We start from the raw sequence: 24,853 nt of genomic DNA, 5'->3' as shown, positions 1-24,853 counted from the left end.
CTGATGAGTAATGCAGCTGAACAAATTCAACCAGAAGAAATCGTACTATCAATTAATAATATTGAAGTCGTTTATGATGAGGTGATTCAAGTATTAAGAGGCGTAAGTATTGATGTTCCCAAAGGAAAAATCATTACGTTGCTGGGCCCAAATGGTGCAGGGAAGTCAACCACACTTAAATCAATATCTGGATTACTGAAAACCGAAAATGGTGAAGTTACGAAAGGTGATATCACCTTTTTAGGTAAGAGAATTGATAACACTAATGCCGCAGATATCGTAAGTTCTGGCCTTTTCCAGGTGATGGAAGGGCGTCGAATAATTGAAGATATGACTATCGTCGAGAATTTACGTCTTGGTGCTTATACACGCAGTGATAATGAAATTAATAAAGACATCGAAATGGTGTTCACTTACTTTCCAAGGCTAAAGGAGCGTACGGGATTAGCGGGTTATCTTTCTGGCGGTGAGCAACAAATGTTGGCGATTGGCCGTGCATTAATGGCTAGACCGAAGATGATCTGTCTTGATGAACCGTCAATGGGACTATCGCCGCTGCTTGTTAAAGAGGTGTTCGGGATCATTGAAAAAATTAATCGTGAGCAAGGCATCACCATGCTGCTAGTCGAGCAAAATGCTAACTACGCACTAAAAGCAGCGCACTACGGTTACATCATGGAATCAGGGAAAATTGTCCTTGATGGAACCCGAGAGCAATTATTAAATAATGAAGACGTGAAAGAGTTTTACCTTGGCGGAGGTAATGAAGAGCGTAAGAGTTTTAAAAACCTTAAGTCATACAAGCGTCGTAAGCGCTGGTTGTAAATTTCTTAACAAGATTAAAACAGCTATTTAGGGAGAGAAGTTATGGCTGAAGTTATATCAAATCACAGTGAATGGGGCAGCAATTGTCCATTAGTGAATTCAAAAGTGTCTTCGATTTTAGATAAAGAAAGCTTGCCACATGAAGCAAGAGAAATTGAACTGTTTCATAAACTGAAACTTCTGGCTGGCAAGTTAGCATCTGAAAGTGATTACTATAGCCAAGCATTTAAAGTCGTAGGCTTAAATGATTTTAATGTCGGAAATCGAATTGAGTTGGCTAAACTTCCGTTGATTAGAAAGTCACAACTCGCCAAGCTGCAAGCTGAAAGTGCGCCGTTTGGTGGCATTATCCCAGCTAATACTCAGTTGCAACGCCTGTTCCAATCCCCTGGTAATATTTATGAAGGTGCAATGGACAGTTTTGATTGGTGGCGGATGGCTCAAGCTTTTCATTCTGCTGGTTTTAAAAACGGTGATGTGGTTTTAAATACACTGTCTTATCACTTAACGCCAGGCGGATTCATTATGGACTCGGGTGCTAGAGCTTGCGGCTGTAGCGTCATTCCCGCTGGTCCTGGCCAAACTGAGCAACAGTTGGATGCTATGGAGCACTTTAAACCTAATGGATACTGTGGCACACCTTCCTTTCTAAATATTCTGATTGATAAGGCAAAACAGCGTGGACATGAAGTGCCATTTAAAAAAGCACTAGTGACAGGAGAAGCGCTCACACCTGAATTACGCCAAAAGTTCATAGAAAACGGTTTAAATGTGAAACAAGCTTACGCTACCGCTGATGTTGGCTTAATCGCTTTCGAAGCTAATGATGATGAAGGTTGGGTACTTGCCGAAGACATCATTGTTGAAATCGTAAAACCGGGTACCGGTGAACCTGTTGATGAAGGTGAAGTTGGTGAGTTAGTCGTCACCACGTTAGATGAACGTTACCCATTGATTCGTTTTGCAACAGGTGACTTAACCGCATATTACTTCGAGAGAAACTCATGTGGTCGAACGAATCGCCGTATTAAAGGTTGGTTGGGCAGGGCAGATCAAACATTGAAAGTGAAAGGGATGTTTGTTCATCCTTCACAATTACAAAAAATCATGTCGCTATTTCCTGAAATCACCAATGCTCGTTTCGTGATCAGCAGAGAAAATCATAATGATGTATTTACTTTCGAGTATACGGCCAAAACAGAACTAGGGTGCTACTTGAAGAACCTTATTAAAGAAGTTACCAAGTTGTCAGCTGTAATTTCTCGAGTGGATGACGTTAACTCATCTTTTGAAAGCGAGATTTTAGATTTAAGATAGTAATTCTAAGCCCCAGTTTAACTGGGGCTTAGTGTTCAATTTTTGTTAAGTCGCAATCCACAAGTGGAATCGTTTTAGTCTTTTTAATTAGCCTATAGCCTATTATCAAGCCGATGAAAGCAAAAACACCTAAATAAGTCGCTAAAAATTTATCAATTCCCATCGTTCCAGAAGTTAAAGATTCGTACTCTTGACCAAAAATAATCATTAAAATTAAAATCATGGCTAGAATCGGGGCAATGGGAAACCACTTAGAACGATAGGGGAGCTCATTAAGATCTCTATTCTGTGCATAAAAGGCATTCCGGAAACGATAATGGCTTAACGCAATGCCAAACCAAGCAATAAAACCAGAAAGAGATGATATATTTACAAGCCAAATAAAAACGGTTCCATTTCCCAATAAAGAAGTCAAAAAAAATAAACTTCCAATTGCAGCAGTAATGATTAATGCTGCAATAGGTAACCCTCTTTTATTAACATGCTCTAGTGCTTTTGGTGCTTGGTTCGATTTAGCCAGATTCCACATTATTCTGGTTGCTGAATACATACTCGCATTAGCAGCCGACAAAATGGCAACTAAAACCACCACATTCATTATGGTTGCTGCAGAGGAAAATCCTGCATTACTCAATATTTGAGTGAAGGGGCTGGTCGTTGAGTCTGAATTGCTGCTAATTAAAGTCGGACTGTTGAATGGGATCAAAAAACTGATAACGCCAATGGCAAGTACGTAAAAGATGAATAAACGCCAGAAAGTCTTTTTTACGGCTAATGGGATCGCTTTTTGCGGTTCGCGAGCTTCACCTGCAGCAACACCAACGAGCTCTGTGCCTTGAAACGAAAAACCAGCTACAAGGAAAACCGCCATAAATCCTGTAAATCCGTGATGAAAAGGCCCTCCAGAAATTTGCCAGTTTTGGAACCCAACCGCTTCTTTAGCGCCAATCAGTCCAAAAATTGCGAGTGTACCCACAATAATAAAAAGAACGACCGCTGAGACTTTAACAAATGATAGCCAGTATTCAGTTTCTCCATACACGTGCACCGCAAACATATTGAGAGCAAATATGGCTACAAAAAAAATAATACTCCAAATGATGGTATTAACATCAGGATACCAAAACTGCATGACGAGAGATGCAGCTGTTATTTCCGCAGCAATGGTGATTGCCCAACTAAACCAATAATTCCATCCCATGGCAAAACCAAACTCTGGGCTAACGTATTTTGTTGAATATTCGCAGAAAGAGCCTGTAGTCGGTCTAAATGCAGCCATTTCACCGAGACTCGACATTAAAAAATAGACCATGATTGCAATTAATACGTATGCGAGGAGTGCTCCAGCAGGACCTGCAATGGCAATAGAACTACCACTGGCAAGAAAGAGACCTGTACCAATTGACCCACCAAGAGCAATCATGATGAGGTGGCGGGGGAGCAGGTTTCTTTTTAAGTTATTGGCCATAGAGAAATAAACTTAAAGTACAGAGTAAGTTAAACGTATTTTCTATTATAGTTGCTAGATGTGTGCTGAATGAGTGAATAAAAATATAATTTAAACCATATAAATATATATTTATTCAGAGGGTAAGTAATGATTGGTATATTCAAAGCTGTTATTTATAAAGGATTATACAGCTATGGCTAAATCATAATTTATATGCTTGTTTGAATTTTTAATCATTTTGGCGGCATAACAAACGCACTTGCCACACTGTGATCCTAAATCAAGGTTTTTCCTTAAATCACGGACACTTTCAGCTCCGGCGTCAATAGCTTGTTGAATATCTTTTTCTTTGATTCCGTGACAAATACAAACGTACATTTTTCAACTGTGCCTAATAACTATTTATCGTAATATTACTATAAATGATAATGATTATCAAACACAGTACAGCGTTCAAGGTGTCAAAAATGTGATGTGCGACTAAAATGGCAGTGGTTTTACCTCATTAATATTCTGCGAGGATAAAAACTTGTCGAAAGATTCAGCAAGACGCTCAGTTTCTTGTAAAACGGTTTTCCAATACTTAATTCGTACTTGTGGCTTTAATACCTTGAAGTCATTTCTATCAGGGATTTTTGAATAAGGTAGTGAGTCAATAAACTCATCTGAAGGCACTAGCATAACTACATTGTCGTAATGAGCTTTTGATGGTGAACGATTTAAGCTTTTATCAAACCAACCCGCTTTAGGTTGTTTATTGAAATGCGGATATAAAACTAGACCCTCATTAGGCTTCACTTCAATGTCAAAGTGGTAATCAATAATGCCACCGTCACGATACATTCCCTTTGGTGCTCCTGGAATATTCTTGATACCTTGCATAACTAGTGGAATTGAACCTGATGCGAGTAGAGCGCTTTTCAGGTTTTCATTTGATAAGTTCAGGTAAGAAGTCTTAAAGTTATATGAATCCTGAATAGTTAAATTACTATTTGCTGGTCTAAATACAAAACGTTCGTATTGAGAGTTTAATAGATCTCTATCTATCCTGTTTAGTACGTAACTTTTTGTTAAACCCAAAAGTTGTGCGAGTTTGGCCTCAGACTCTAATACGCCATTAGTTTTATTTACCAAAAAGTGCGCTTTGAATATCGGATTGTGGATGATCTCTTCGATACCATTGTCAGCCATAATATAACCTAGTAACTCAATCGCTTTTTGGGTTATTTCTTTCGGTTGAGCGTTTTCGGAATAGACGGTTTCAGAATACGATTCTGCCATTCTAGTAATGGCTGCAACTGGGTCATTTTGTGCGAAACAAGCACTTCGAAAAGCCCCTGCAGATGAACCAATGAGATTTAGTGCTTTATTACGGCCATGAAAAAATTCATCAAAGAGATATTTATCTAAGCCAAATAAAGAGAACCACTTGGGACCACCGCTCGCTCCTAGAAATGAAGTGAATTGAGTTTGTGAAAATCCATTTTTTTGTAATACATTGAGCGCATTACGACCGGCAAAGATATCTAGCATATCTAAATTATCAACTCTTTAAGGTTATGGAATGATATTCAGTAAAGATTAAGGGAAGTTATTATAGGATAACTGAACTTTATTTTATACGTGGTATGGAAAATGGCACAAGGCACTTCATCGAGATATACCTATCAAACAACTTGCTACACACCAAATGGTGAAGTAGAAGGTAAAAATGTACATAAAAGGTCACTGCCTTCTGTCGGGCTTCCAAAAAAAACTCAGAGATTTCATATTGAAATTGCAAATCAAACTGAATTGGCAAAAAACTTTGCATGGTTTACTTTAGATAAAGTAAATGGACGACTAGATCGAATCGATGAAAAAAATTATTTGGTTGATTCCTCTGCTCGCACAGGTCGAAGACATGTAAGCAATGTATGTTTAGGAGCAAGTGTCCGTGATTCTGCTGCTGTTGCTGCGGAACACTCGGAACTAGCATCTGGGCAGAGAGTTACTATTGTCAAAAGTGGTATGTCTCATGGTTACAAGTTTGAAAGCATTGAGAACGGAGCACTACATTCTCATTTGGCTCGACCGACAGATCGAATTAGCTTTGATACAACGCTTATGGGGCAGACAAGTGGAAGAAATGAGATTTCTATCAAGGTAAGAAAAGAGTCTAAAAACTTAGGTGTAGATACTAATACTAAAAGTGAGGAAAAGGCTACATCAGGGTATGATTTAAAAAATATAGGCTGGTTTAAAGTTGCCGTCAGTGGTGACAAAATTTGGATGATTTCAAGTGCTTCAAAAGATGGTAATTTAGTTGAGTCCTGGGTTCAGGAAGCAAACACACTTAAAGTGACATTAAAACCTGTTTAAGCCACAGTTTGTGGCTTAAATATTCTATTTTTTACAGTTCGCTAGGAGTCGTTCAAAAAACTCTGCTCCTTTACGTTCAGCAAAGTCCATATTGCGCTCTGGTATCGACTCCGGCTCATTATAGTTCTCTAACGCTCTTTCGATACTCACTTCTCTAATAATGTGAAGCGTTGGATACGGAGAGCGATTAGTATAGTTTGTAGGAGAATCATAATCTTCGCCCTCAAATAGATACTCAGGGTGAAAACTCGCTATTTGATATTTTCCTTCGTAGCCTAACTCAAAGATTAAGTCTTCCGCTAAAGCGACTGCATCAAGATAACGATTAAAGTCATTAAACCCGTTAGGTAAAATAACTAAAGACGTTTCTGTATCGTCATGATTATCAAGGTATTGATATTCACTGATTAAAGCATCAACGATTTTTTTCAATTTTGATTCTTCAATAACGGAATATCGAATCGTGTCCTTTTCAACTTCCGGACGAGCAAAAGGGCAGATGTTGTATTTCATGATCACATCTTTAACCCATCTCGCCGTGTGACATATTAGTTCTGGTTGATTCATATGGATTACACTAATGCCAATTGTTCGTTGTTGTCTGCTAAAGGGTTCACTTCTACATCGACTTCATAAGATGAAAATTTACGAATATTAATTACGCCAGTATCAAAGATAAGATATTGACCTTTAATACCTTTTAGAGTGCCAGTAACTTCTGGCGTTTTATCAAAGTTAAACGATTTTACTTTTTTGGGGAATTCGGCAATAGGGAAATTAATTGCTTGAATATCTTCATATAAACGTTCGATTTTGTAATCGCCACTCTCCATTAGCAACTCATTCAAACGGTCTTCAATTTGTGGAATTAATTCCGCAGCAACGGCTTTAAGGTCTTGGTCATCATTGTGGCCTTTTAGCATGGCTTGCCAATGCGTTTTGTCATTCACTAGTTTTGCTAATTCGACTTCAACTAAACCGCTTAATTGACGTGTTGAAACACGGAAAATAAGTAGTCCTTGGGTAGCGCCTTGATCAATCCAACGTGTTGGAATCTGGCTATGGCGAGTAATGCCAACTTTAATTCCTGATGTGTTCGATAAGTACACATAGTGAGGAACAAAGCAATGAGTTTGAGCCCACTCTGGCTCTCTGCAGGTACCCTCTGAGAAATGACAAGTTTCTGGTTTCATTATGCACAAGTCACAGCTCGCTAATTTTTGCATACAGACATAGCAATGGCCTTGTGAGTAACTTTTTTTGGTCTTCTTGCCACAATTACTGCAAAGTATTTTACCAGAGTGAGTTAATTTGATTGTTTGGCCAATTAATTCATTAAGAGCCAATTTTTCATCGCCAACTTTGAGTTGATACTGAGCCATATTCGCATCATCTAGTGATGCTGGCATTTTCGAGAGCGTTCCAAACATATTTTTGCGTTCCGTACAGGCGCTTCAATATAGCGCAAGTAGTATTATTTATTTTTGTGAACTCATAATACCATTTTCATTGATGATTGTGGTTTGAAAATTGTATACAAAAAGGTAACAATTACGGCTTACTTAAATTTGTGGAATTTTGACATTGCTTGCTAACTTATTATTACTCTTAACAGCGGCGCTTTGGGGTTTTGGCTTTATTGCCCAAGTTTTGGGGATGGAACATCTTCAACCCTACGCATTTAACGGATACCGTTTCTTGGTTGGTGCGGTTAGTTTATTGCCTCTAATCTATTACTTTTATAAGAAAAAACAGTTGAAATTTGGTGAGAGTAAATCTCTTATCATTGGCTCTGTTGCGATGGGTGTTGTTCTATTTATAGCGGCCTCGTTGCAACAAGTGGGATTGTTATATACCACAGCCGCCAATGCAGGTTTTATTACTGGCTTGTACATCGTTATTGTGCCAATTATTGGCTTGTTGATTAAACATAAAACTGGCATGAATACTTGGGTTGGCTGCTTACTGGCGGTTATTGGTTTGTTCTACTTGAGTATTAAAGATGATTTTACGATTGGGTATGGTGACACCCTACAGTTAATTGGTGCTTGTTTTTGGGCGTTACACATTTTGATTATCGATCACTACAGTGAAAAACACTCACCTTTGATTTTGGCTTTTGTGCAATTTTTAATTTGTGGTGTTCTAAGTTTAGGTGTTTCAGGAGTAATAGAGACTACTGAAGTTGCAGATATTTTTGCTGCAAGTGGTGCATTACTTTATGGCGGCCTAGTGTCAGTTGGTATTGCTTATACCTTACAGATCATTGCACAGAAAAAGGCTCATCCAGCACATGCGGCGATTATTTTAAGCCTAGAAGCTGTGTTTGCAGCAATGGGTGGAATGTTGATACTTGATCAGCATTTAGCCGAGAGAGAACTTATAGGCTGTAGTTTAATGCTGGCAGGGATGTTGGTTTCTCAAATACCATTAAAATCATTCAAAAAATCAACTTCAACAGCTTAGACGTTTGAATACGTATGCATTAAATCGACTCTTGTGTTACTGCAATGTTAATTTCATTCCTAGGTGGGCATAGATTTACCAAGGGAATTATCCCGTTAATATTAAAGGGTCGATAATAATGATAAAAATATCCATACCAGCAGCGGTTATTGCTGCAGCATCTATTGTAAGTCAAACAGCCAATGCTGAGGCTATTTTGCATGCTTTTAACTGGGATTACAGTGAAGTTGCAGAAAAAGCCAATGAAATTGCAGAACTGGGATATAAAAAAGTTTTAGTTTCCCCTGCCTATAAGTCAACTGGAAATGAATGGTGGGCGAGGTATCAACCGCAAGATTATCGGGTAATCGACAATCCGCTCGGTAATACTGCTGATTTTAAACATATGGTGAAAGCACTACAAAAGGCTGGTGTTGAAACTTATGCGGACATCGTTTTTAATCATATGGCTAATGAAGCACACAAACGCAATGATTTAAATTATCCGGGCACTGAAGTACTGCAAGACTATTCAAACGAAGGTGTTGATGGATTGGTGTTATTTGGCAATATCAATCAAAACCTCTTTCAGAATGCTGATTTTAGACCTGCTCAATGTATTTACAATTATACGAGTGTTTGGGATGTGCATCACTACCGACTCTGTGGTGCAGCTCCGGATGTAGGGCTGCCGGATCTTGATGAAAATGACTGGGTGATTTCACAACAAAAGGTCTATTTAAAAACGCTTAAAGACATTGGAGTAACAGGGTTCCGAGTTGATGCGGCTAAGCACATGACAATTTCACACATCAACAAGGTTTTTACTCAAGAGATAAAGCAAGGTACACACGTTTTTGGTGAAATTATCACTACGGGTGGATCTGATAATATTGATTATCAAAATTTTCTTGGACCATATCTACATTACACTGACCACAGTGCTTATGATTTCCCGTTATTCAATCAAATGCATAAAGCGTTTCGTTTCGGTGGTTCAATGTCATACTTAGTTGATCCAGGAGCTTACGGGCAAGCGCTAGCTGGGAATCGCTCGATCACATTTTCTGTTACCCACGATGTTCCATTAAATGATGGTTTTAGACATCAGATTTTCAATGAAAAAGATGAACAGTTAGCAATGGCTTATGTAATGGGACGAGACGGTGGAGTTCCATTGATCTACTCTGACCATAATGAAAGTAATGATAATGGCCGTTGGCAAGATCTATATAAACGTGATGACATAAAAGGCATGCTTAAATTCCACAACGGGACTCAGGGCAGTGGTATGCAGGTGTTAAATCACGACGATTGTTTTATATTGTTCAAGCGTGATCATAATGGTGTCGTAGGGCTAAACAAGTGCGAACAGGGTAGAGACGTTTGGGTCAATACCGCTGTAGATAACTTATACTGGCATAGAAACTATCGTGATACTCTTTCAAACGATGTTCAAAATATCAGTTCACAATGGCACAAGTTTTATATTCCTGGCCGCTCAGCAAGAATGTGGTTAATGGAGTAATAGTCAGTTTTATGATTGAGGCAAAATAGACCATCTCTGGTCTATTTTTTTGCTTCTTAGTGTTACTAATCCACCAAATTGTAAAAATACAGCCTCACTTTGTGTCGGTCTGAGAAAAACATGATCATCGACATCCAATTTTGTATTTGTAGAGCCGTTCACTATTTCTTGGTTAGTGCTGGTTCCGAATAGTGGGTTAGCTTGCAATCCTTTTGGTGACTCATACTGAGCTAACCATTTGCCACCATAAATAAAGTAAGTTCTTTGAGTATTGGGATCCCAAAGTGGAATAATCTCTTTCGCAAATTCAATGGCAGGAAGTTGAGTTCCTTGTATTTTTTTCAATATCGGTGTTGCTATGTAAGCTGCAGGGACAAACTTAGCCAAACTCGGAATATCGAAATCAGTCGGTTTTACAAAGCATGAACCTGCAGCTAATTCATTGGCAACGGTTTTGTCCTTATGCATTAAAATGCTTGGGCTACCGGCGCCATTAAAGCAGAGTGTCTGCTTTTTATATTCAGGATTAAGCACATAGAGTCGATTAATAAAGCTCTTGTAAATAGCTTGTGATTCTTCATAGGCTTGCTGAGGAGATTTTACAATGCTTGGGATCTTAACTATGTGTGGGTCATATCCCATGAAACCAGCAAAACTTAAATGCTTTGGGTTCTTATCGATTACTTTTATTAATGAATCAAGTTGAATTGGATTTTGTAAACCACCTCTATGCAGACCGACATCAATTTCAACATTAATTTTAAAATGCTGATTTAAGGATTTTGCTAGCGCCAGATACTGTTGCAAGCGTGGCTCAGAGTCAATAAGCCATTGCAGTTGTTGCTTTGGGTTAAACGTAGTTTCACTACTCAATTGTTGATAAAAATTCTCTGCGGCTTTAATCGGCATAGGTTTACCGAGTAATACATCACTGTGTGGATAATGTTCCGCAATATGACTTAAAAATGGTTGATGAAATAGCATCAACTTGTTGGTCTTGGTTTTTTTTAATAAATAATCTAGTAATTCAGGTGAGGGCACCGACTTAGCCACGATTCGTAAATCTGTGCTCGAATTCATTATTGATTTTAGTTGAGTAATATTAGTATCGACTTTATCTAAATCGATCAACATTGTTGGAACAAAATCACCATGATTACGTAATTGATCATTCAGCTTCGAAAAATAGTGATTATGAGGTTGTCCGTTATCATTTGGTTTGAGCATCAATCCAGCGATACCAAATGCGGCACCTGCGGCTAAAAACTGTCTTCTTGAAATTGCCACGATGAACTCCTAAACCAATCCGAGAACTGAATTGATGTGGTCGTTTGTGAATATACGTTTGGGATCCATCAATTCACGAGTTCTTATGAATTCATTGAACATAGGATAGCGTGCAGCTTGCTCTTTAGCTGTCAGGGTGTGAATTTTCCCCCAATGAGGACGACCATCATATTTCAAGAAAATAGGCTCGATAGCGGCAAAATACTTCTTATAATCTTTATCATGGAAGTTATGGCAGCTGATGGCACAACCATCACGCTGATAAAACGGGCTCAGCCAAATATCGTCTGCTTTGATGTACCTAAATTCGAGTGGGAAGACGACATCAATATCAAGCTTTTTGATGGTATCAAGGACTTCTCTTAAGCAAGCAACACCATATTCGGCTGGGACGGTATATTCCATTTCGTTAAACAAAATGTCTCGTAAATTGCCAAAAACTTCATAATTTCGACCGGTTCTTATCTCTTCATCTACTGTGCTCGCTGCTTTATTAATGATAAAGTTTCGTAGAAACGGCACCGTTTCAATGACCTTGGATAATGTTTTGAAAGTACCGTAAGCATCGCCACTATTTTCGGTGGGTTCTAAAAGCTCATTTTCTGGAATTCTATCTATGGCAATACCGAGGATATATTCCGCATGCGGAATCGCATACATTTCAAAGTGGTCATGAGCGTCTCTTAGTGCCTCTGCTTGTTCTAGACCTTCGTTTAAGTCCATCATCCAGCTTCTTTCTTTCAAGTAGTACTTATCTTGAGCTTGGATGGTCATATGTGTCGTGGCACCAAGAACACCTATGTTGGTTCTAGCTGCATTGAATAGTTCTTTATTTTTATCTGCACTGCATTCAAGCTTTTCACCTAAACCGTTCACAAGATGTATTTTGGTGACAGTAGAGGATAAAGAACCAAATTTCATCCCGGTACCGTGTGTTGACGTCGCAATTGCACCGCCGAATGTTTGAGTGTTGATGTCGGGCATGTTTTCTAAGCTGAGACCTTTATTCCATAGGGGCTCCCCAACACCCGCTAAAAAGGTGTTCGCAGCAACATCAAAGGTTTTATTCTGAGTATCAATATTATTAATACCTTGAAAATAAGCCAGAGACATTTGAGTTTCGTTTATGGGAACCAACGGAGAAAATGAATGGCCTGCACCGACTAAGCGTATTTTCTGTTTGGTCTTTTTTATCATCTCACAAAGTTGGGTTGTATCTTGAGGAATGAGTCGTTCATTGGGTGTTGAGTACTGGTTTTGTGACCAATTAGTCCATGGAGTGACTTCCTTGCCATTTTTATCAAGTGCGCCTTTTCTTACATGAGATTCTGATATCTCTGAGTCACTACAACCGACTATATTTACGACACCAGCTGCTGTAGCGAGCTTTAATATTTGACGGCGGTCTAAGTTAATTTTTGTGAGATCCATAAACTATTCCCATGTCCTGTACTATGGTACAGTTTTAAAGTATGATATTCATAAGTTAGGATCAAGCAAAAGTTAATTATTTGTAAATATGGCTAAGCATTCAGAAATTAAAGAAAAAATCATCATCGCTACTCTGAAGATAATCAGAACGCAAGGAATGAGGTTTATACGACATAGAGCTGTTGCTGAAGAAGCAGGGGTTTCTCTAGGTTCGACAACGTATCATTTCAAAAATATTGAAGATCTTGTGCTATCTGCATTCGAGTATTGGTATGAAATGGAAGATGTTGGTAATAATCCTTATTTTGTTGCAATTGAGGCAGATATTCAGAGTATCGATAATGTTTCTTCCGCAGTCTTGGTCGATAAATTAGTTGAAGCTTGTGAGCGATATATTCGCAATCAAGTTGTTGATAAACGAGAAAATAGGGAAATTGAGCTCGCCTTCCATAATGAAGCGATAAGAAACGAACGACTCAGTTCATTGCTTGTACATTCATGGCAGTGTGAAATTGACCGGATTGAAAGCCTATATCGAATTTTAGGCTCGAGAACACCAATTCAGGATGCTGAGGTCACTTTTTCATTAATTCTCCATGTAGAAAAAAAACTGATGATGCTCCAATCAAGTGACAACTTTAAACAAGAATTTTCAAAATTAAGTGAGGTTCTTCGCCGTCATCTTCATCTCGTTGTACATGCAGCAGGTATTGCATAGTTAAGCTCAAAAATTAATAAGCGGAAATACGGTTTGTCTGAGATAATCACTGATTAAAATTAATTACTGGCATTCGAATAAGTAATTATCTTTCTTAGACGAAATATCTAAGCAAGGAGGCACAATTGAGAGGATAGAGTTTATGCTCAAAAAGTACTTCCAAGCGGTTGCCCTAATATTTTCCTTCATTATCATATCTTCTGCGCATGCCGACGTAATACTTCACGCCTTTAATTGGAAATACAGTGAAATCGCCCAAAAAGCTGACGAAATAGCATCAATTGGTTATAAAAAAGTCCTAGTTTCACCTGCTTATAAATCAACGGGTGGTGAATGGTGGGCAAGGTATCAGCCGCAAGATTATCGAGTAATTGAAAATCCGCTTGGTAATACTGAAGATTTTATAAACATGGTGAAAGCATTGAAAGCTGTTGGCGTAGAAACTTACGCAGACATCGTTTTCAATGATATGGCAAATGAATCACATACACGGTCAGATTTAAATTATCCGGGCAATGATGTTTTAAATCAGTATGCGGATGATGAAACAAAATATCATTCATTAATATTGTTTGGTGATATTAATCAAAACTTATTTAGTGGGAATGATTTTTTCCCAGCTCAATGCATTCACGATTACAATAATGTCGATGACGTTCAACATAATAGAATTTGTGGTAATCCACCTGATACCGGATTACCTAAATTGGCTTATAACGACTGGGTTGTGAGTCAACAGCAAGCCTATTTAAAAGCATTAAAAGCAATCGGTGTTACTGGTTTTAGAATTGATGCCGCAAAACATATGACTATCGATCATCTCAATAAAGTCTTTACGCCTGAAATCACAAAGAATATGCATATTTTTGGCGAATTAATCACATCAGGTGGTAAAGAGTCTATTGAGTATAAGCAATTCTTAGGACCATATTTAGACCGAACCAACTTCAGTGCTTATGATTTTCCACTCTTTAGCCAGATTAGAAGTGCATTTAGTTATATTGGCTCGATGAACTCTCTAGCTGAACCAAAACACGATGGTCATGCACTTGATAATAGCAGGGCTGTTACATTTGTGATTACTCATGATATTCCAATGAATGCTGGATTTCGATATCAGATTATGAATCCCACCGATGAGACACTTGCTTCGGTCTATGTATTGGGTAGAGATGGCGGGGTGCCGTTAATTTACTCTGATCATAATGAAAGTCACGATAATGCTCGCTGGCAAGATTTCTACAAGCGTAAAGATATAATTGGAATGATTAAATTTCATAATGCAACTCAGGGAATTCAAATGCATATATTAAGTCATGATGATTGCTCAATTGTATTTAGTCGAGGTAGTAAAGGTGTCGTTGCCATTAACAAGTGTTTGCAAGATAAAACGGTGAGTTTAGATCTGCCTTCGAGCGGCTTAAAGAATAATGGGGTTTATCAAGATATGTTGTCGAGAGATTCGCAACCATTAAATGAATTTGTCATTCATGGGCGCTCTGCGAGGATGTGGTTGTTAAAATAATTTAAAAGAATTTAACTCAAGCCCATGCTTCGTCGGGAAGCATGGGCTTTTTTATTGAATTTGTTTGTGAATTATTACTGGTTGTAATACAACTGTCATCTTTCGGTCATAAACTTCTCAACGTCAGAAAAGGCCAGTGTTTTCAGAAGCTGCGGAAGAAAACACAACAATAAAAAACAGAGGTTTTTAATGGAAAGTCAGGTCCAACAGCCTGGAAATAATTCTCAGTCGCTACTAATGAACAGTGGAACAACCCGCAGAGCTATCAAGGATAAGGCTACACGTATTGGTGTGTCTATCGGTGGTACTATGGTTTTTGTTGCCCTGTTACTTATTTTCTTCTATTTACTTTATGTTATTAAACCGGTTTTTGATGGTGCGAGCATCAAAGAATCAACGGTAGTTACAGAGCTAAATGATACTAGTGCTGCTAGAACTTTGATGATTGGCAGTGATGAGCAAAATCAAGTTTTATATAAAGTTACTTCTACTGGCCATGTTCAGTTCTATGATGTTACTTCTGGAAATCTAATTTCAAGTTTTTCTCCAAATCTTCCTCACGGTACTTCTGTTGTCAGTAGTTCTAAATCAATGCCAAGTCAGCAAATGTTTGCATTAGGTTTAAGTAATGGGCAGGCATTGGTCTTGGGAATAAAGTTTGGTGTTTCTTATCCAAATAATGTTCGTGTAATTACTCCTGAGGTTTCATTCCCAGCTGGTGAAGAACCGATAACTGTTGATCCTAATGGCGAGCCACTCACTAATCTTGCGTTTAGTCTTGGAGAAGACAAAATCTCGTTCGCATACCTCACGACCGCAAAGCAGTGGCGCATTGAGCGTCTAGAAGGCGAAGAAAACATGATGACTGAGGAAATTGAGTGGACGCCAGAAAGTGCGCTTGTTGAAGATGCTCCCATTCATGTTTCAAAGGTGATGATAACGCCTGATCAGCGTCAACTTCTTTTAAAAACTTCTGATAAAGTCTTTATTTATGATATCAATTACTTAGATGAATTAAGCTTATTGCAAGTATTGAACCTTGAAATTAATGACACCAAAGTCAGCGACATTGAGTTATTGGCTGGTGCAAGTTCATTAATAGTTTCTTATGACTCAGGTTTAATCAGCCAATATTTTCAAGTTAATAGTGATAAAGGGCGCTTATATCAACTGATTCGTAGCTTTGATGATATTGCCCCCGTTGGTGCAATGGCAACTGAGTTTTATCGTAAAAGCTTTGCAGTAGTGAGTCCTGAAGGCCAACTTACATTATTGTATACAACCAGTCAGCGCGAATTATTGAGCGAAAAGTTCGATATCCCTCAACCACAATCGTTGGGCTTTAACCCTCGATCAAATGGTTTAGTGGTTGAATCCCAAGGTAAGTTACACTTATTTTCAGTCGATAACCCACACCCAGAAGTTTCGTGGAGTGCACTTTGGGAAAAGGTATGGTACGAAGGTTATCCTGAGCCAAAGTACGTTTGGCAATCAACATCTGGATCGGATGACTTCGAAGCTAAATTAAGCTTAATGCCATTGGCATTTGGTACCATGAAAGCGGCATTTTACGCAATGTTATTCGCAGTTCCTATCGCAATTGCAGGAGCGATTTATACCGCTTACTTTATGTCTTCAACGGTTCGTGGTTTTATCAAACCAACCATCGAAATCATGGAAGCGTTACCAACGGTAATTCTTGGTTTCCTAGCAGGTTTGTGGCTAGCGCCACTGATCGAGGAAAATTTACCTGGTATCGTAATGTTGTTAATTGCTTTACCTGTGTCCATTCTTGTTTCAGCATTTTCTTGGAGCAAGTTACCAATGAAATGGAAGCAACGTTTGCCTGACGTTTATCAAGAGCTGATGTTGATTCCTGTCATATGCTTTGTCGGCTGGTTGTCTTTCGCATTAAGCCCAACTATCGAACTTGCTTTCTTTGGCGGAGATACCCGTGCATTCATTACCAATGAGCTTGGTATTACATTTGACCAACGAAATGCATTAGTTGTTGGTATTGCAATGGGCTTTGCTGTTATTCCAACGATTTTCTCAATTGCTGAAGATGCTATTTTTTCTGTTCCGCGTCATTTATCAAATGGCAGCTTGGCATTGGGTGCTACACAATGGCAGACCTTAACACGTGTGGTTTTACTTACAGCAAGTCCAGGTATCTTCTCTGCAGTCATGATGGGGTTAGGTCGTGCCGTTGGTGAAACAATGATTGTGTTAATGGCGACTGGTAACACAGCGATTTTGGAATGGAGTGTATTCGAAGGAATGCGAACTCTCGCAGCTAACATTGCAGTTGAAATGCCTGAATCTGCGATTGGAAGTTCCCACTATCGAGTATTGTTCTTAGCCGCATTTGTGTTGTTTATATTTACTTTCTTCTTTAACACGATTGCTGAAGTTGTTAGACAAAGATTGCGTGAAAAATATAGCTCGCTATAAGAATAAAAAGGATTAAACAATGATTTCTTTACTAATTATTTTGAATCAGAGCTTAAGAGGTTCACGCAATGGGTAAGTGGTTTAAATCAGGCTCACCGTGGATCTGGATGACGGGTGGAGCAGTAAGTTTAAGTTTGATTGCTGTATTAGGTTTGTTGTTATTAATTGCTTGGCGAGGCCTAAGTTACTTCTGGCCTGCTGATATCTATCAATGGCAGCTGAAGGATCAAAATGGAACAGAATCTACGTTAATCGGCGAAATATATGATCGTGAAGATGTTCCAACAGAGCGTTTAGAATCAGCGGGTCACAAGTTTAAGAATCATCCTGGCGAGACAGTTACTCGTTATTTAATTAAAACCGGTAACCGTGAACGCGTAAGCTTAGACTTCCGTTGGGTTATGGCCACAGATATCGTTAGCCGTTCGACGCCAAAAGGCATTGCTAAGTTTGAGCGTAGTAAAAACGGCAATTTCTATGGTTACCCTAAAGCCGTTATTGTTGATGGCAAAAAAATCGCAGGTGATGATTTAATAACTGTTCTTCAACAACAAATTGAACGTGCTGTTGAACTGACTGACAAAGCTCATTCACTGCAAAAGAGTGAAATAGGTACGATCAACTACGAGCTTGAACAATTACGTTTGTCAGCCCGAAAACTTGAGTTAGAAAATAAGTTAACGGAAGCTAAGAAATTAGAGTTTAAGCAGAAAAAAGAACAACTGAATAAAGATTACCAAGTTCTTGAAAAAGAGTTCTTTGACTTCAAGAAACAGTCTGGGCGTGATTCGGTTCTTGTTAAAGATATGACAGGCGATACCATTAAGCTACCACTGGATACAGTACTCGATGTGACTTTTGTTAATAGCATGAGCACACTCGATAAGCTAGGACATTGGTTTATTGGTGTTGGTAAGTTTGTTGCGGACGATCCACGAGAAGCCAATACAGAAGGTGGGGTATTCCCAGCGATTTTTGGTACGGTATTCATGGTTATGCTTATGGCGGTAATCGTAACACCATTTGGCGTTGTTGCTGCAATATACCTACATGAATATGCTAAGAAAGGCCCAATTACTAAGATGATCCGCATTGCGGTGATTAACTTGGCTGGTGTTCCATCGATAGTTTATGGTGTATTCGGTTTAGGCTTCTTTGTATATATGGTTGGTGGTTCAATTGACCAACTTTTCTATCCTGAAGGGCTGCCTTCTCCAACGTTTGGTTCACCAGGTGTCATTTGGTCTGCACTAACGTTAGCAATTTTGACTCTGCCTGTAGTTATTGTTTCAACAGAAGAAGGGTTAAGCCGAATTCCAAGTTCAGTTAGGCAGGGCAGTTTAGCTTTAGGAGCAACCAAGGCTGAGACCTTATGGCGTATTGTTGTTCCTATGGCCAGCCCAGCAATTATGACGGGATTAATTCTAGCTGTAGCCCGTGCAGCGGGAGAGGTTGCACCACTAATGCTGGTCGGTGTCGTGAAGCTTGCGCCAACATTACCAATAGATATGAACTTTCCATTTGTTCATTTAGAACGTAAATTCATGCACTTAGGGTTCCATATCTATGATGTAGGATTTCAAAGTCCTAACGTTGAGGCAGCAAGACCACTGGTATATGCAACATCTTTCTTACTTGTTTCTGTCATTGTTGCACTTAATTTAACAGCAATTAGTGTGCGTAACCACTTACGTGAGAAATACCGTTCATTAGAACACTAATCGATTAACGAATAATGGTGATTGCCATTGGTGATCACCCTAAAGAATTACCTGATTTAGTTAGGAAAGAAAATGATTTCAATAGACCAAGAAAAATTAAACACGGATGCGGAAGTCATCGATTTAGCAACTTTGACTGCAGCTGAGACTGCGCTTGAAATTCGTAACTTAAACTTACGTTATGCTGAAAAGCAGGCTTTGTTTGATGTTTCGATGAAAATTCCAAAGAAACAAGTTACCGCATTTATTGGTCCTAGTGGTTGCGGTAAGTCAACTTTATTACGTTGTATCAATCGTATGAACGACTTGGTTGATTCATGTCATATTGATGGTGAAATTCTTTTGCATGGTCAAAATATCTACGATAAAGCCGTAGATGTTGCAGCACTTCGTCGTAACGTAGGTATGGTGTTTCAAAGACCAAACCCGTTCCCTAAGTCTATTTATGAGAATGTAGTCTATGGTCTACGCTTACAAGGGATCAACAATCGTCGCTTACTGGATGAAGCTTGTGAACGCTCTCTTCGTGGTGCAGCTATTTGGGATGAAGTTAAAGATCGACTTCATGATAATGCATTTGGTTTATCCGGTGGTCAGCAACAGCGTTTGGTCATTGCAAGAGCTATTGCGATTGAACCAGAGGTGCTTCTACTCGATGAACCCACTTCGGCTTTGGATCCAATTTCGACATTAACCATTGAAGAACTGATCACTGAATTAAAATCGAAGTATACTGTAGTGATTGTAACCCATAACATGCAACAAGCGGCGCGTGTGTCGGATCAAACGGCATTTATGTATATGGGTGAGTTAATTGAATATGCTGACACTAACACCATATTCACCACACCAAAGCAAAAGAAAACAGAAGACTATATTACTGGTCGTTACGGATAATACATCTTCAAGACGATGGCTGTTCTTTCGAGGTAGTTTGAACAGTTGATCTTCTAGATTAAGGAAGTAGATAGATGGAAAACATAAGTTTAAATAAACATATTTCTGGTCAATTTAATGCTGAGCTGGAAGATATCCGTAATCGCGTATTAGCTATGGGTGGATTAGTTGAACGCCAACTTGAGCAATCCTTGGATGCTTTAAGTGCATTAGATGCTGAACTCGCTAAAAAAATTATCGAGGGAGATCATAAAGTTAATGGAATGGAAGTTTCCATTGATGAGGAGTGTACAAGAATTATTGCTAAGCGCCAACCTGCTGCAAGTGATTTACGTTTGATCATCGCTATATCGAAAACTATTGCAGATCTTGAGCGTATTGGTGATGCTTGTGTTCGCATTGCTAAGGCAGCATTAGATAAACGTAATAAGAATGAACAACCATTATTAGTAAGCATTGAAAGCATGGGGCGTCATGCAACGCGCACTTTACATGCTACTTTAGATGCATTGGCTCGCATGGATGCCGATGCGGCATTTGAGCTTCATAAGGAAGATGCAAAGCTCGACAAAGAGTATGAAGGTATTATCCGTCAGTTAATGACTTATATGATGGAAGATCCTCGCTCAATACCTGGAGTTCTCGATGTACTTTGGGCTGCACGAGCTGTGGAACGAGTAGGCGATCGTTGTAAAAATATTTGCGAATATGTCATTTATTACGTTAAAGGTAAGGATGTTCGCCATACATCTTATGAAGATATGGAGAAAGATCTGCAAAGTTAATCTTTTGACAGGATAACCATCTACAGCCTTGTTATTGAAAAGTAACAGGGCTTTTTTGTTTGTTATCACTGTGATAAATTTGTGAAAACAAAAAGATAAGATAAGTAGCAAAAAAGGAAGGCTGTGTGAAGAAATGGATATCTGCAGGGTTTTTATTGCTTACAGGTTGTGCTCACTTTACCCAATGGAAATATTTTGAACCTGCTAATGAGCCAACAAACACTCAATCTTTAGTTTACGTTTATCATGATTGTTCAAAAGGTAAAATTGAAGGGCAAGGTGTTACAGTTGCTATCAATCAAATTGATAAAGCCTATATGCCTAAAGGATCTTATTTTGCGACATACCTCGATGTGGGGCAGCTACAGCTTACTTCCACTGTTTTAGATAAGAGTTACGACTTTAAATTACACGCAAAACCAGCTCAGACCGTTTATCTCAAATTGAAATTCAATAATGATGAATCCTTAACTACGCAACAAATACCACACCCAAAAGCAAAAAAAGAAATTATGAACTGTAGATTAGCTAAATCAGGCTATTACACCAGTACTGATGCTTCTTGATACCCTATCGGGAATTCGTTGGTTTCAATAAAGCTATACTCCACAGTGAAAATAGATATCAAAACAAGTTATTATAAAAAGATTGAAATGGAGACTATTATGCTTGCCATCAATATATTTATGATAAGTTTTGAGGAATTATGAAAATATCTATTGTGGCTTTATTTGCGATCACCTCATTTCCGGTACTAGCTCAGAATGCGTATCTGTGCAATAACGGGCACGCCAAGAGAAAAGTTGAAGTCGTGTACAAAGAGCAAAATGCAAAAGTACCCTGCGATGTTAAATATACAAAGTCAGGAGGTACAGCCGTTGTCTGGAATGCGAGTCACCAAGTTGGTTATTGTGAATCAAAAGCTCAGTCATTTAAGTCGAAGTTGGAAAGCTTAGGTTGGCAGTGCTCACAAAAAAAATAACTTTAAAATGATAATTTGTTTTAATGTCCAATAATTACCTTTATTAAATTGATATCACATGTACCAGTAAACTGAGGTATAATTTAAGGATAAGAATATACATTTAAAGTAGCAATGTTACCTCAGTTATCCCACAAGCATACGATTGAACCTCTTTATTTAGAGTACCTATTAGAATTAGAAAAAAGCCACTTTAGTGGTGAGGTAGATAAGCGTTACAACGCTAGGGTTGTTCAAGCCACTGACAACTCCGTTTACCAATTTCTTCCTCAGGCCATTATTTACCCTAAAACACAAGCTGATATACAGTTTGCTCTTCAATTGGCGAATCAAGATAAATATATCGGTATCACCTTTAGCCCTCGAGGCGGTGGTACAGGAACCAACGGACAATCGCTAACCCATGGAATTATCATTGATATTTCTAGGCATATGACCAAAGTCCTCGAGGTCAATGCCGAAGAAGGTTGGGCTCGAGTAGAAACGGGGTTAGTTAAAGATAAGCTCAATGATGTATTACGTCCTTTCGGATTCTTTTTTAGTCCAGACCTATCTACTTCTAATCGTGCAACCATTGGCGGAATGATTAATACTGATGCATCTGGTGCTGGTTCTTTAGTCTACGGGAAAACGTCTGATCATGTTCTTGAATTATCAAGTGTGCTGATGGATGGCTCTGTACTTAATACTCAACCAGTAGAAAAAAGTGCTGCATTAAATGGCAAACCACTGTTTTCAGCCATAGCTAATGATTCTTTAAATGAGCGTCAATTAATTCTAGATCGCTTTCCTAAACTGAATCGTTTTTTGACTGGCTACGACTTAAAGCATCTCTGGAATGATGAACTCACGCAGTTTGACCTTACACGTATTCTAACTGGTTCAGAAGGGACATTAGCTGTCATAACTGAGGCTAAATTAAACCTTACGCCAATTCCTAAAAAACGATTTCTTGTTAACATCAAGTATGATTCTTTTGAGTCAGCGTTGAGACATGCTCCGCACTTAGTTGCAGCCAATGCAACCGTAGTTGAAACGATTGATTCTAAGGTGCTTAATTTAGCTAAAGAAGACATTATTTGGCATTCAGTGTCAGATTTGATTTCAGATGTTGACGGTAAAGTCATTGATGGCATCAATATGGTTGAGTTTGCTGGCAATGAAGCAGAAGTTCAGCAAAAAGTTGAAAACATTAAGCTCATTCTCGATCAGCAACTAACGAATCAAACGCCTGGCTTAATTGGTTATCAATATACTGATAATTTAGCGAGTATCGGCAAAGTCTACGCCATGCGTAAAAAAGCGGTGGGTTTACTTGGGGCAACAAAGGGTAACCGGAAACCGTTAGCTTTTGCTGAAGATACCGCAGTTCCTCCTGAAAACCTAGCCGACTTCATCATGGAGTTTCGAACGTTACTTGATTCACATAACCTTCAGTATGGTATGTTTGGCCACGTTGATGCTGGTGTACTTCATGTCCGCCCAGCGTTGGATATGTGTGATCCGGCTGATGAAAAGTTACTTAGAGTTGTATCAGATGAAGTGAACGCACTCACCCAAAAATACGGTGGTTTAATGTGGGGCGAGCACGGGAAAGGTGTTCGTGGAGAATATGCTCCTGATGTATTTGGTCAAGAGTTATATCAACTTCAATGCAAGATTAAAGGACTATTTGATCCGAATAATAGACTGAATCCTGGCAAGTTATTTGCACCTGATGCCAATTCATTAAAATATGATGTTGATAGCGAAAAACGTGGCAGCTTCGACCGTCAGATTCGTATTAACGTTCGCCAAGAATTTCCAGATGTGATGAATTGCAATGGTAATGGCTTGTGTTTCAATTATTCGGCCAATTCACAAATGTGTCCATCATTTAAAGCTACTGGAGATCGTATTCAATCGCCAAAAGGGCGAACCAGTGTGATGCGGGAATGGTTACGCTTGCTCGAAAACAATCATGTTGATATTCACAAGCTTGTGACTGAAAAGGGCGAGGGGCTACTTAGCAGAGTTAAGAACTCAGTTTCTAAAGAATATGATTTTTCTCATGAGGTCATGGAGTCTTTACAAGGCTGCTTGGCTTGTAAAGCTTGCTCAAGTCAATGCCCTGTAAAAGTTGATGTACCAAAATTCAGAGCTCAATTTTATGATGTGTATTACAAGCGCTATATGCGCCCAGCTACCGATTATTTAGTTGCTAGCATAGAGCAAAGCTTACCAATGATGGCAAGCATGCCGAGACTCATTAATGCTGTGTCGCAAAATGGTTTTAGTCAGTGGTTGATTAAAAATACGTTAGGCTATATCGATGCGCCAGCGCTTTCAATCCCGACATTAACAGAACAATTAAAGCAGCATAAAGCGATTACCTATTCGCTTGAAAAACTAAAGAGCATCTCTGAAGCAGATAGAAAGCAATATGTGTCAATTGTACAAGATCCATTCAATAGCTTTTACGATGCACAATTGGTTTTTAAATTGATCAAACTTGTTGAGGCTTTAGGGTTTAATCCAGTGTTATTGCCGTACAAACCTAATGGCAAACCGATACATATTAAAGGCTTTCTTAATCGTTTTGCTAAAACTGCGAAAGATAGCTCCGACTTTTTGAATCAAATTCATGAATTGAATATTCCTATGATCGGTTTAGATCCTGCATTAGTGCTCTGTTATCGCGATGAATACAGAGAGATTTTAGGTAATGAACGTGGCGATTATCAGGTTCTCTTAGTGAATGAATGGCTTGCTAACATTGAGGCTAAGCCAAATCTCGTATCTGATAATTCTCGATATACCTTGTTTAATCACTGTACAGAAGCTACAGCAAGACCAAATTCAGGCAAAGAATGGCAACAGATTTTCAGTGCTTTTGGGTTAAATTTAAAGCTCGCAAGCGTAGGATGCTGTGGTATGGCCGGAACTTATGGTCATGAGGTCAAAAACCTTGAGCGCAGTAAGACGTTATTCGATTTATCTTGGAAGGAATCTGTAGCTGAGAATTTGCCTGAAAATGTACTCGTTACAGGGTTTTCTTGCCGAAGTCAGGTAAAACGATTTGCTAACTTTAGAAGTCAACACCCAATAGAAGTACTATTAAAGGCAATCAAATAAAAAGAGACTACAT

General features: G+C 38.8%; 21 protein-coding genes. 14 read left to right on the top strand and 7 right to left on the bottom strand.

Going from position 1 to position 24,853, the window contains the following annotated elements; genetic code table 11:
• Positions 1–3: 3 nt before the first annotated feature.
• On the top strand, positions 4–825 hold the full coding sequence (locus tag AC1EU2_RS15785) for an ABC transporter ATP-binding protein (protein ID WP_480299241.1): 822 nt from the start codon (positions 4–6) through the stop codon (positions 823–825).
• Positions 826–867: 42 nt separating this feature from the next.
• Positions 868–2,142, top strand: coding sequence for a phenylacetate--CoA ligase family protein (locus tag AC1EU2_RS15780; protein WP_480299240.1), 1,275 nt, complete (start codon positions 868–870; stop codon positions 2,140–2,142).
• Positions 2,143–2,170: 28 nt separating this feature from the next.
• Here AC1EU2_RS15780 and AC1EU2_RS15775 read toward each other — a convergent pair whose 3' ends face one another.
• From AC1EU2_RS15775 to AC1EU2_RS15765, 3 genes are all read right to left on the bottom strand, one after another.
• Entirely contained in the window at positions 2,171–3,610 is a 1,440-nt protein-coding gene (locus AC1EU2_RS15775) for an amino acid permease (RefSeq protein WP_480299239.1), read from the bottom strand.
• 165 nt (positions 3,611–3,775) lie between these two features.
• The gene (locus AC1EU2_RS15770; RefSeq protein WP_480299238.1) at positions 3,776–3,970 is read right to left on the bottom strand and encodes a (2Fe-2S)-binding protein; all 195 of its coding nucleotides are present in this window, start codon (positions 3,968–3,970) and stop codon (positions 3,776–3,778) included.
• 102 nt (positions 3,971–4,072) lie between these two features.
• A complete protein-coding gene (locus AC1EU2_RS15765; protein ID WP_480299237.1) occupies positions 4,073–5,125 on the bottom strand; it encodes a patatin-like phospholipase family protein in 1,053 nt (350 codons plus the stop codon).
• A 102-nt stretch (positions 5,126–5,227) separates the two neighbouring features.
• Here AC1EU2_RS15765 and AC1EU2_RS15760 point away from each other — a divergent pair, with 102 nt between their 5' ends.
• Positions 5,228–5,953, top strand: coding sequence for a hypothetical protein (locus AC1EU2_RS15760; RefSeq protein ID WP_480299236.1), 726 nt, complete (start codon positions 5,228–5,230; stop codon positions 5,951–5,953).
• A gap of 24 nt (positions 5,954–5,977) precedes the next feature.
• On the opposite strand, the gene AC1EU2_RS15755 is transcribed toward AC1EU2_RS15760, so the two are convergent.
• Positions 5,978–6,520: a DUF1415 domain-containing protein gene (locus tag AC1EU2_RS15755; protein WP_480299235.1), complete on the bottom strand. Its 543-nt coding sequence runs from the start codon at positions 6,518–6,520 to the stop codon at positions 5,978–5,980.
• 5 nt (positions 6,521–6,525) lie between these two features.
• On the bottom strand, positions 6,526–7,383 hold the full coding sequence (locus AC1EU2_RS15750) for a DUF2797 domain-containing protein (protein WP_480299234.1): 858 nt from the start codon (positions 7,381–7,383) through the stop codon (positions 6,526–6,528).
• A gap of 154 nt (positions 7,384–7,537) precedes the next feature.
• On the opposite strand from AC1EU2_RS15750, the gene AC1EU2_RS15745 reads away from it, so the two are divergent.
• Both AC1EU2_RS15745 and AC1EU2_RS15740 read left to right on the top strand, forming a co-directional pair.
• The gene (locus tag AC1EU2_RS15745; RefSeq protein ID WP_480299233.1) at positions 7,538–8,419 is read left to right on the top strand and encodes a DMT family transporter; all 882 of its coding nucleotides are present in this window, start codon (positions 7,538–7,540) and stop codon (positions 8,417–8,419) included.
• Positions 8,420–8,537: 118 nt separating this feature from the next.
• Positions 8,538–9,926 (top strand): alpha-amylase family protein, encoded by a 1,389-nt coding sequence (locus tag AC1EU2_RS15740; protein ID WP_480299232.1) that lies wholly within the window; start codon positions 8,538–8,540, stop codon positions 9,924–9,926.
• 9 nt (positions 9,927–9,935) lie between these two features.
• On the opposite strand, the gene AC1EU2_RS15735 is transcribed toward AC1EU2_RS15740, so the two are convergent.
• Both AC1EU2_RS15735 and AC1EU2_RS15730 read right to left on the bottom strand, forming a co-directional pair.
• Complete coding sequence (locus AC1EU2_RS15735; protein WP_480299231.1) at positions 9,936–11,213, bottom strand: alanine racemase; 1,278 nt, start codon at positions 11,211–11,213, stop codon at positions 9,936–9,938.
• Between the two features lie 9 nt (positions 11,214–11,222).
• Entirely contained in the window at positions 11,223–12,644 is a 1,422-nt protein-coding gene (locus tag AC1EU2_RS15730) for a D-arabinono-1,4-lactone oxidase (RefSeq protein ID WP_480299230.1), read from the bottom strand.
• Positions 12,645–12,732: 88 nt separating this feature from the next.
• Here AC1EU2_RS15730 and AC1EU2_RS15725 point away from each other — a divergent pair, with 88 nt between their 5' ends.
• The 9 genes from AC1EU2_RS15725 to ydiJ all read left to right on the top strand — a co-directional run bounded on the left by AC1EU2_RS15725 (position 12,733) and on the right by ydiJ (position 24,840).
• Positions 12,733–13,362 carry a TetR/AcrR family transcriptional regulator gene (locus tag AC1EU2_RS15725; RefSeq protein WP_480299229.1) on the top strand — a complete coding sequence of 210 codons (630 nt, stop codon included), beginning with the start codon at positions 12,733–12,735 and terminating at the stop codon, positions 13,360–13,362.
• Positions 13,363–13,504: 142 nt separating this feature from the next.
• Positions 13,505–14,887: an alpha-amylase family glycosyl hydrolase gene (locus tag AC1EU2_RS15720; RefSeq protein WP_480299228.1), complete on the top strand. Its 1,383-nt coding sequence runs from the start codon at positions 13,505–13,507 to the stop codon at positions 14,885–14,887.
• A 189-nt stretch (positions 14,888–15,076) separates the two neighbouring features.
• Positions 15,077–17,341 (top strand): ABC transporter permease subunit, encoded by a 2,265-nt coding sequence (locus AC1EU2_RS15715; RefSeq protein WP_480299227.1) that lies wholly within the window; start codon positions 15,077–15,079, stop codon positions 17,339–17,341.
• A 68-nt stretch (positions 17,342–17,409) separates the two neighbouring features.
• Entirely contained in the window at positions 17,410–19,062 is a 1,653-nt protein-coding gene (gene pstA / locus AC1EU2_RS15710; protein ID WP_480299226.1) for a phosphate ABC transporter permease PstA, read from the top strand.
• Between the two features lie 72 nt (positions 19,063–19,134).
• A complete protein-coding gene (gene pstB / locus AC1EU2_RS15705; RefSeq protein ID WP_480299225.1) occupies positions 19,135–19,959 on the top strand; it encodes a phosphate ABC transporter ATP-binding protein PstB in 825 nt (274 codons plus the stop codon).
• A gap of 74 nt (positions 19,960–20,033) precedes the next feature.
• Entirely contained in the window at positions 20,034–20,744 is a 711-nt protein-coding gene (gene phoU / locus AC1EU2_RS15700) for a phosphate signaling complex protein PhoU (RefSeq protein WP_480299224.1), read from the top strand.
• A 125-nt stretch (positions 20,745–20,869) separates the two neighbouring features.
• Positions 20,870–21,310: a hypothetical protein gene (locus AC1EU2_RS15695; RefSeq protein WP_480299223.1), complete on the top strand. Its 441-nt coding sequence runs from the start codon at positions 20,870–20,872 to the stop codon at positions 21,308–21,310.
• Positions 21,311–21,450: 140 nt separating this feature from the next.
• Complete coding sequence (locus AC1EU2_RS15690; protein ID WP_480299222.1) at positions 21,451–21,726, top strand: hypothetical protein; 276 nt, start codon at positions 21,451–21,453, stop codon at positions 21,724–21,726.
• A gap of 114 nt (positions 21,727–21,840) precedes the next feature.
• The gene (ydiJ, locus tag AC1EU2_RS15685) at positions 21,841–24,840 is read left to right on the top strand and encodes a D-2-hydroxyglutarate dehydrogenase YdiJ (protein WP_480299221.1); all 3,000 of its coding nucleotides are present in this window, start codon (positions 21,841–21,843) and stop codon (positions 24,838–24,840) included.
• Positions 24,841–24,853 lie beyond the last annotated feature (13 nt).

The organism is Parashewanella sp. 2304DJ23-3 (genome assembly GCF_056591695.1).
The sequence above is the reverse complement of the archived record's forward strand: the minus strand, read 5'-3'. Positions and strand labels throughout refer to the sequence as shown.